Origin of the sequence: Catenulispora pinistramenti (assembly GCF_018274385.1) — a bacterium.
Classification (GTDB): Bacteria; Actinomycetota; Actinomycetes; order Streptomycetales; family Catenulisporaceae; genus Catenulispora; species Catenulispora pinistramenti.
The window spans coordinates 52,641-61,664 of sequence record NZ_JAAFYZ010000036.1 but is presented as its reverse complement, the minus strand read 5'-3'; the positions used below and the strand labels follow the sequence as shown (position 1 = coordinate 61,664).

Below are 9,024 nucleotides of genomic sequence, written 5' to 3'. Positions count from 1 at the left end.
GCGACCGAGGGGAACGGACCGCACCACCTCACAGGCCGCAGCCGCTGAGACTCACCCGGCCACCCGAGGGAACCGCGCTAGTTTCCCTGAGGTTGCCGAGGCCCGCCGGAGGCCCGGCCCTTCACCATCGCCTTTGACTTCGATCTTGCTCTTGATCTTGCCTGTGCTCTTGATCTGGCCCTTTGTCCTTGCTCTGACTTGCTGGAGTTGAAGAGGCCTGAGGTGGGGCGGGGTTGTGAACGCGAAAACCTGCAGCCGACAAACACGACTTGCCGCCCCGAACCCCGAACCGGCACAACTATGACCGAAGGCCGTAAAAAGCCTTGTAACCCACGCCCCAACCGCAACCCGGCCCACAAACTCCAGCCCCCAGCAAACTCCACCGCCAACGAATCCCGCCCGCCGACCGGCACGCCGCGAACCACATCGCGAACCACATCGCGAACCACATCGCGGACTCCCGCCCGAGCAAAGCGCGAACTCCCAGGCACGCGAGCTCCCAGGCAAACGTTGCCCGACACGGCACTAGACAGCCCGCGGGCTCGGTGCGTCCCCGAAGTGGCACAGTACGGCGGTGGCGTCGTCGTGCCGCTTGCCGACGAAGCGCCCGGCCGGGGTCTGGCGCTCCGCGGCGCGTGTCTGGTTGATCAGTTCGGCCGGTCCGTCCCGGCGCAGGAGGGTCATCAGGTCCCGCCAGCTCCAGCCGTAGCGCTCGACCAGGCGGGTCGCGCCGTCGGTCAGGAGGGCGAGGGCGGCGAGGTCCGCGGTCGGGACTGTGGCGACCAGGGCGTGGCGTGCCGCTTCCGGGTTGTTGCCGGCGATCCAGAAGCCTCCGGGGGCGTTGCGGGTGTAGCGCAGTTGTGACCAGGGGCCGCTGAAGCGGGAGAGCCTGTCGTCCATGAGTGGGAACACTGCGCCGTCGCGGCGGGCGATTACCAGGGGGGAATCGCCGAGCACGAGGCAGTCTGTGTGGTCTTGTCGGTGGCGGACCAGGACCACGGTGGATGACGGGCTGCACAGGTTGCGCAGGTCGCAGGAGTCGCTGTGGGACCGTCCGACTGCGTCGATGGCGTCGTGCAGGACGTCCGTCAGTGGGTGGGCGGCGCAGGCGTCGACGGCCAGGCGTGCGGCGAGTCGGCCCGCCAGTTGGGTGGCGAACCAGCGGACGCCGTGTCGGCAGCCGGAATCGGTGTCCGGTTCCGCGGTCGCGCCGTCGAGGACGAGCGCGAAGTCCGCGCCCGCGGTGACCGTGTCCTCGTTGACGTCCGCGCCCGCGCTGGTCGCGAAGGTCGTCTGCGGGGTCATGGGGCCTCGTAGGCGAGCCACTGACCCAGGGTTCGGATACCCTCTGCCAGGCTCACCGACGGTCGCCAGTGCAGAGCCTGCTTCGTCGGCTCCGTATCGAGCCCGGGCCCGGCCGGTGCGGGCCCGGTGCCCACCTGGCCGATGTCGTTCGCCCGGATCGTCGCGGCGATGAGTTCGGCCAGTTCCACCGGTCCGACGGTCTCGTCGTGACAGAGGTCGAAGGTTCCGGAAGCCTCGGGCGACTGGACGATCCGCGCCAGAACCCAGCCGATATCCCAGACGTGGACGAGCCGCAGGGGGTCCGGCAAAGAAGCAGAGGTCTGCAACCGCTGCCGAGTGAGCGACTGCAGGACCAGGTCCGCGATCGGCGGGCCATCGGTGACCTCCGGCCCGTAAGGCACCCCCAACCGCAGCACTGTAGGTGCCGCGTCCGTGTCTGTGCCCGCGTTGACCGGCGTACACCGCAGCCGCGGCACGTCGGCCGTCCCCGTGATCTCGATGGCCACGTCCGTCTCCGGCCCGTTCTCGGTACCGACGGTGTGGCCGCGGTCAGACAGGTCCGCCATGAGAACGCTTCGGAGCGCGGTGTCAGGGCCGACGAAGGCGATATTGCGACCGGCCGGCCGAGCAGCGCTGTGTCGCGCGCCCGCGAAGATCGCAGTCCACGCCAGGTCCGCGAGCGGTGCTTGAACCGCGCGCAGCTGATCCGCACTCAGTTCCGTGCACAGACCCCCGGGCCCTATCGTGCCCACGGCTTCGACCGCCAGCGGATCATCCGGCCAGGACGAGACGGATCGATGCCTGGCGGCCAACAGCCCCGACGCGTAGCAGGTCCGCCAGTGCGCCTCCAGCCTCCCGATCGGGATCCGGTCGGCGAGCGACCGGGCGGGCGAGGCCGTCAGCGCGGCGTCGAACTCCTTCGCGCACTGGTCCAGGTCCAGGCCGATCCGCGCCGAACCCCGGTCGCCGCCGACGGTCAGCCACCGGTCGCCGTAGCGGATGGCGAACTGGGCCACGCCGAATTTGAAGAAGGGTACGGCGTCCGGCTCGAAGAGGCCGCCCGCGCTCCAGTCGGTGTCGGTCGGCAGCGGCGCGTGGCAGGCCGACTGCCGCAGACCGTGCAGATCGTTGCCGGAGATGCTGGGGAACTCACCGTGCTGGACCAGGTTGGGCACGGCTATACAGGTGCGTACACCGGCCTGCGCCAAGTACCGGGCCAGAATCACGTCATCGGGCCACGTCTGGCGCTGAGCGCGGGCGTAGTCGCCGAAACCGGCGCCGACTCCGGCCGGCAGGATGAGCGCCACGTTCGCGGTGTACTCGGCGACCGGCGCCGCCCAGCGGGCGCCGGCCAGCGCGGCCAGACGCAGGACCGCACCGTTGCGGGAGCTCCAGTTGTTGTAGAGCACGATCGCGGCGTCCGGCGCCGCCGCCGCCGCGCGTTCGGCCTGAGCCCGCAGACCCGCGGGCAGCCGGGCGTCGTCCTCCAGCACCAGGTGGTGCGTCGAGCCGTCAGGGATCTGCGACCAGGCCCGGATCGACGTGCGCAGCCCGGTCGGCGGGCCGTCCGGCTCCGGATCCAGGACGAGGTCCAGGAACCCGGCCGGGGCCGACTCGACCAGCGCCCGGGCGGCGGCCAGCCGGCGCGGGTGGGAGATGACCGCCCCGGTCAGGCAGACATGGTTCGGCACGGCTCCGCCGCCTCCGGGCTGTCGAGGATCTTGCGGAGTTCGGCCGAGGACAGCCACTCCTGGTTGGTGTCCGACCGGTAGGTGAACCCCGGTGACACCGGGCTGCTGTGCGCGGGGGGCGGGTCGCCGGCGCTGATCGAGGGCTGGACGACGTACCGGTCGGGCAGATCGAAGGTCCGGTGGCTGTCCTCGGTCGCGATCATCTCCTCGTGCAGCTTCTCGCCGGGACGGATGCCGACCTCGTAGGTCGGGCACCCGGGGGCCACCGCTTCGGCGAGGTCGGTGATCTTCATGCTCGGCAGCTTGGGCACGTACAGTTCGCCGCCCTGCATGGTGTCGAACGCGCCCGCGACGAATCGCACGGCCTGGTCCAGCGTGACCCAGAATCTGGTCATCCGCTTGTCCGTGATCGGCAGGGCCTGCCCGGCCCTGGCGAGCTCCCGGAACAGCGGGATGACCGACCCGCGGCTCCCCACGAAGTTGCCGTACCGCACCACCGAGAAGCGGACGCCGGCCTCGACCGAGGTCCGGGCACCGGCCGAGGTCAGCATCTTGTCGGCGACCATCTTGGTGGCACCGTACAGGCTCACCGGGCTGGACGCCTTGTCGGTCGAGAGCGCGACGACCTTGCGGACCCCGCACTCGACGGCCGCCGCGAGGACGTTCTGCGAGCCGATGATGTTCGTCTGGACGTATTCCAGGACGTTGAACTCGGCGGTGTCGGCCTGCTTGAGCGCCGCGGCGTGCACGACGTGGTCGATGCCGCGCATCGCGCGCGCCAGGCTCTCCCGGTTCCGGATGTCGCCCAGGACCATGCGGATCCGGGGCTCGTCACCGAACCGGCGCCGCAGTTCGTACTGTTTGTGCTCGTCCCGGGAGAAGACGACGACCGTCCGTGGTCGCAGCTCGTCGAGCGCGTAGCGGATGAACGCGTGGCCGAACGAACCGGTGCCTCCGGTGACCAGCATCGTGGAATCGGTCAGCTCGCTCATGCCAGTGCCTCATTCAGGTGGATTCTGTCGGCGATTTCCGGTGCGTGTTCGTGGATGACGCGAATGACGTCGCAGATCTGGTCGACGAGGTGTTCGGGCATGTCCGACCACAGGGGCACGGTGATCGCGGTCCGGGACAGCTCCTCGGTGTGCGGGAGCGACCAGCTCCCGGTGTCGAACCTCCGGTACGCCTTCTGGCGGTGCAGCGGCGGATCGTAGTAGTTCCGGGTCGCGATGTGTTCGGCCCGAAGCGCCGAGGCCAGGGTGTCCCGGTCGATGCCGAACTCCTCGGGGCTGACCCTGAGGCCGACGTCCTTGTACGTGGGCCGCGCCGACGGATCGAACCGCTGGAACCGCACGCCGGCCACGTCCGCCAGTCCCGCCCGGTAGCGGTCGGCCAGGTGCCCTCGGCGCTCCAGCAGTTCGGGCAGGTGCGGCAGGTTGTGGCGGCCCAGCGCCGCGGACAACTCGGGCATCCGGGCGTTCAGGCCGGCGAAGGCGCTGTCGTAGCCGCCGGCGTTGCCGTATTCGCGGCCGATGCGCAGCTCGCGGGCCAGCGCGGCGTCATCGGTGGCGATGATGCCGCCCTCACCGGTGGTGAACGGCTTGGTCGGGCTGAGGCTGAACACCTCCACCGTCCCGCCGGTGCCGATCATCGCGCCGCCGGGATATGTGCCGCCGAACGCGGGCGCCGCGTCGAGTACCAACGGGACGGCGCCCTCGGCGGCGAGCTTGGCCAGCGCCCCGACATCGCAGGGTGCGCCGAAGGTGTGCGCCCCGAACACCGCCGCCGTCCGCGGGGTCAGCGCCTCGGCCACCCGGTCGGGGTCCACGGCGAAGGTATCCGGGTCGATGTCCGCGAACACCGGTGTCAGCCCGTTCCACAGCGCCGCGTGTCCGGTCGCCATGAACGTGAAGCTGGGAAGCACTATCTCGCCGCGCAGACCGAGACAGCACAGCGTGAGCATGAGACCGCTGGTGCAGCTGGACACGGCGATCGCGTTCTGGACTCCGAGGAATTCGCAGACGGCGCGCTCCAGGGCGGCCAGTTCGTCTCCCTTGGTGAGGTTTCCCGATTTCACGATGTCGGAGAAGGTGGACAGCAGCGCGGTGTTCACCGTCTGCGTCGGCCGGGTCAGCGGGACCGGGTCGATCAGGGCCGGGGCGCCGCCGAGGATCGCCGGGCGTTTCGAACTCAAGGAAGACTCCCGTTCGGTGTCATCGGATGGTCAGGGGCATGGCAGGGCAGAACACTCCCGTTCAGGAGCTCTCTCGCCGGAACACGTAGGTGCCCAGCCCCAGGGACGCGGCGGCCAGGACAAGCGCCACGGTCGCGCCTTCGGCGACCGGCGCCGTGGTGTAGTGGCCCGCGAAGACGTCGCGGACGGCGTCCACGACGTAGCGGAACGGTGTCAGGTGGGAGACGTCGTTCAGCCAGCCGGGGGCCAGCGACATGGGCAGGAGGATGCCGGACAGGAGCAGCATCATGACGGTTGTGGTGTTCAGGACCGGAGCGAACGTCGACTCGTTCTTGACTACCAGGCCCAGGCCGTAGGACAGGGATGACAGGCTGACAGTCAGCAGGCTGATGAAGAACAGGGCGACCGGAACGGCCACGAGGGGGATCCGGAGCCCGGCCACCGTGGCCGCTGCCAGCAGGACCAGGCTCTGGCCCAGCAGGACGACGACGTCGTGCAGGACCCGGCCGAACAGCAGGGCGAACCTGCTGATCGGGGTGACGCGCATCCGCTCCATGACGCCCAAGCGCCAGTCCGCGATGACCGTGAAGCCGACGAAGGCCGCGCCGAACAGACACAGCTGGACGAGCAGTCCCGGAACGTAGACCTGCCACGCGCCGCCGGCCGACTTCTGGGCCGACACCGGGATGACGTGGGGAAGTAAGGGGCCGAAGAAGGCCAGGTAGAGCGTCGGTTGAAGGAGGTTCACCACCAGCCACACCGGGTTGCGCGCGTCCAGGCGCAGCTGGCGACGGCAGATCAGGACCACGTCAGAGACGAACTCCATCACGGACTCCCTGCGCCTGGCTCCGGTCGACGGTTCGGTCATGGTCGGCACCTCCTTCCCGCGGCTGGCCGGTCAGCGCGTGGAACACGTCGTCCAGGGTCGGGCGCTCGATCTGGACCCCCTGCACGGCGACCCCGGCGTCGCCCAGCGCGCGGATCACCGCGAAGAGCACCTGCGCGCCGTTGCCCGCCGTGAGCCGCAGGGTGCGATCGTCCCGGGTGACGTGCGAGACCCCGGGCAGAGCGCGGATCGCCGCGTGCGCGGCCGGGTCCTCACGCACCAGCGCGACCGTGATCACGTCGCCGGACAGCCGCTGCTTCAACTCCTCGGGGGTGCCGGCGGCCACGATCCGGCCGCGGTCCATGACCAGGATCCGGTCGCACAGCGCGTCGGCCTCCTGCAGATAGTGCGTCGTCAGGAAGATGGTGGTGCCCGATTCGGCGCGCAGCCGGGCCACCAGATCCCACAGCGTGCGGCGGCTTTGCGGGTCCAGCCCGGTCGACGGCTCGTCCAGGAAGATCAGCGGCGGACCGTGGACCAGGCCCAGGGCCACGTCCAGCCGGCGGCGCTGCCCGCCGGAAAGGCTTCGGACCTGGCGGCCGTGCAGTTCCTGCAGGTCCAGGCGGCGGGAGGCCTCGACGGCCCGGCGGCGGGCCTCGGCCGGCCGCATCCGGTAGAGCCGGCCCTGCGTCAGGAGCTCCTCGAACACGGTGAAGTCGGGGTGCGCACCGGTGCTCTGGGCGACGTAGCCGATGCGCCTGCGGACCGCCCCGGGCTCGCGGATCAGGTCGGCGCCGGCGACGGTCGCCGAACCGCCGGTGGGTGCCAGCAGGGTCGTCAGCATCCGCAGCGTGGTGGTCTTGCCCGCGCCGTTCGTCCCGAGGAAGCCGACGATCTCACCGGCCTGGACGTCCAGGTCGACGCCGCGCACGGCCTCGACGGTGCCGCCCTGGCCGCGGAAGGTCCGGGCCAGTCCGCGCGCCTCGATGATGGCCACGGCTCACCGCCTCTCTGGTCGGCCGGAGCCCTCGGCGAGAACCCCGGCGGCCCGCCACGAGGCCGGATCGCGCGGATCAGCCGGCAGGCCGGCGCACACGACGTAGCGCTGCGGTGTCAGGGCGCTGAAACGTCCGGCGAGGTGCGGACGGCAGGCCTCGTGCAGTTCGGCGGGGCTGGGCCGGGCAGTGTCCCGGTCCGGCCAGGCGGCGTAGCCCACAAGCTCGACCTCCTGTCCCGCGGCCCCGGTCCCGGTCTGTGTTCCGGCCCCGGTCCCGGCCGGTTCGGCGAACAGCGCGCCGCCGGGCGAGCCCAGGGCGGCCAGCCCGGCGTCGAACACCTCGGTCGCGCAGGCCAGATCGACCCAGCAACCCGCCGAACGGATCCAGCCGGGGCCGCGCTCCGGGCCGGCCAGGCCGGTGGCCGCCAGGAGATCCGGGACGGGCACGTCGTGCGGCGCACAGGTGACCAGCACCCTCTCCACGGCCAGGAGGAAGTCGTTGACGTCGGCGCGCGGAAGGTAGCGCGGGTCGGCCCACAGCATCAGCACCAGCTCTTCCCACACGGCGCGCACGCTCAGGAAGAAGGCCGCCGGGTACGCCTCGTCCGGCATCATGGTGATCCGGGTCTGCTCCAGGGCCTGGCCGATGTCCGCCGCCGAGCCGGTCGGCTCGCTCGGCGGAGCCTGGCCGCGGAACCTGGAAGTGTCGTTGTAGACGCAGTCGCGGTGGAAATGGGTGCCGCGCTCCCGGCCTACCGTGTCAATGGTCTGCCACATCTGCGCGGGGTCGAACCGCCCGCAGCCGTACGCCCGCAACGCGGCCGTCCCGGTCCGGCGGACCACCTCGTCGAACGTGGCCGCCCAGGGATCGACGTGGAACGGCGCGTCCTGAGCCAGACTGCCGACGTAGTCGTGCATCGCCGCGCCGAACCGGTTGCCGGCCAGCAAGGTCATCCCAGTGCTCTGATTCCCGGTGCGCCGCGCCAGGCACAGCGCGACCGCGGCGAGCGTCACGGTGGAGTGGCTGCAGCCGGTCCGGGCCGCGATCCGGGCCAGGGCCAGGGCGGCGGCCCTGGAGCGCATCGTCGCCCGGCGCCGGCGCTGGGGCGCCTGGTTCGGCACCGGGATCGAGAACATGGCTTGCGGCACGGCTGTGAGCACACCGTCCCAGTACCGCAGCGCCGCCTCGGCTCGCCGCCGGCCGGCCGCGGACTGCTCCGCCGCGGCGTCGTCCAGGGGCGAGGGCCCCAGCGGTCCGGCGCTCCAGGGCTCAGCCCCGTTGATCAGCGCGGTGAACTGGTCGGCGAGGATCCGGGCGCACCCGACGTCCGCCGCCAGGTGCGAGATGACCAGGACGGCCAGATGGGGCTGCCCGCCGTGGGTCACGACGGCCGCGCGCAGCGGCAGGTCGAGCGCCGGGTCGAACGGCTGCCGGCGGAGCCTGCGCTCCAGGCCCCGGGCCGGCGGTCCCGGCGGCAGCTCGTGGATCTCCACCTCGAGGCGCCCGGTGGCGGCGACGTGCTGGAGCACCGTGCCGTCGGCTCCGGCGGCGAAGGTGGTCCGCAGGGCGTCGTGGCGGGCCAGCAACGCCGCGAGCACCTCGGCGACGTCGGCGACGCCGGTGCCGGCGGGCAGGTCCAGGAACAGCGGGATGGTGGCCGAGCCGGCGTCGTCCGGCTGGTCGATCCACCGCAGGAGGTTGCGCTGGGCATGGGTCGCCGGGCCGGTGCCGGAGCGCCCGCCGGTGAAGTCCACGGTGTACACCCGCGGCGGAGCCGATAGTTCCACGGAACCTCCTTGAGGGCTGCTGCGTGCCGGGTGAGCCGATCACGGCGCGGGACCGATGCTATGAAGGCGCTCCCGGTGCCGGATATCATGGAAATCCCGCAGAACCCTGATACCGGGCGCGGCGGGCCGGGCCGTGGATTTCCATGATGGATACGAGCCCTGATTCGTTCCTAGCATCGGGTTCGCAGGACGCCGCCGCGTCCCACCACCTCCGTCAGGCGGGATC

7 protein-coding genes are annotated in these 9,024 nt (G+C 71.2%); all 7 read right to left on the bottom strand.

The features are described from left to right. Positions 1–525: 525 nt before the first annotated feature. The 7 genes from KGQ19_RS13480 to KGQ19_RS13450 all read right to left on the bottom strand — a co-directional run bounded on the left by KGQ19_RS13480 (position 526) and on the right by KGQ19_RS13450 (position 8,798). On the bottom strand, positions 526–1,305 hold the full coding sequence (locus tag KGQ19_RS13480; RefSeq protein WP_212009458.1) for a protein phosphatase 2C domain-containing protein: 780 nt from the start codon (positions 1,303–1,305) through the stop codon (positions 526–528). After that, on the bottom strand, positions 1,302–2,996 hold the full coding sequence (locus tag KGQ19_RS13475; RefSeq protein WP_212009457.1) for an NAD-dependent epimerase/dehydratase family protein: 1,695 nt from the start codon (positions 2,994–2,996) through the stop codon (positions 1,302–1,304). Before KGQ19_RS13475 ends, KGQ19_RS13480 begins: the two co-directional genes overlap by 4 nt. Beyond that, complete coding sequence (gene pseB, locus KGQ19_RS13470) at positions 2,975–3,988, bottom strand: UDP-N-acetylglucosamine 4,6-dehydratase (inverting) (RefSeq protein WP_212009456.1); 1,014 nt, start codon at positions 3,986–3,988, stop codon at positions 2,975–2,977. Before pseB ends, KGQ19_RS13475 begins: the two co-directional genes overlap by 22 nt. Further along, positions 3,985–5,187: a DegT/DnrJ/EryC1/StrS family aminotransferase gene (locus tag KGQ19_RS13465; protein WP_212009455.1), complete on the bottom strand. Its 1,203-nt coding sequence runs from the start codon at positions 5,185–5,187 to the stop codon at positions 3,985–3,987. Before KGQ19_RS13465 ends, pseB begins: the two co-directional genes overlap by 4 nt. 61 nt (positions 5,188–5,248) lie before the next feature. Continuing rightward, on the bottom strand, positions 5,249–6,013 hold the full coding sequence (locus tag KGQ19_RS13460) for an ABC transporter permease (protein WP_212009454.1): 765 nt from the start codon (positions 6,011–6,013) through the stop codon (positions 5,249–5,251). After that, the gene (locus tag KGQ19_RS13455) at positions 5,997–7,010 is read right to left on the bottom strand and encodes an ATP-binding cassette domain-containing protein (protein ID WP_212009453.1); all 1,014 of its coding nucleotides are present in this window, start codon (positions 7,008–7,010) and stop codon (positions 5,997–5,999) included. The genes KGQ19_RS13460 and KGQ19_RS13455 overlap by 17 nt, the downstream gene beginning before the upstream one ends. A 3-nt stretch (positions 7,011–7,013) precedes the next feature. Then, the gene (locus KGQ19_RS13450; protein ID WP_212009452.1) at positions 7,014–8,798 is read right to left on the bottom strand and encodes a condensation domain-containing protein; all 1,785 of its coding nucleotides are present in this window, start codon (positions 8,796–8,798) and stop codon (positions 7,014–7,016) included. Positions 8,799–9,024 lie beyond the last annotated feature (226 nt).

Excerpts from the sequence above, each read along its gene's own strand:
- pseB (WP_212009456.1), bottom strand. The coding sequence starts at position 3,988 with ATGAGCGAGCTGACCGATTCCACGATGCTGGTCACCGGAGGCACCGGT.
- KGQ19_RS13480 (WP_212009458.1), bottom strand. The coding sequence starts at position 1,305 with ATGACCCCGCAGACGACCTTCGCGACCAGCGCGGGCGCGGACGTCAAC.
- KGQ19_RS13460 (WP_212009454.1), bottom strand. The coding sequence starts at position 6,013 with ATGGAGTTCGTCTCTGACGTGGTCCTGATCTGCCGTCGCCAGCTGCGC.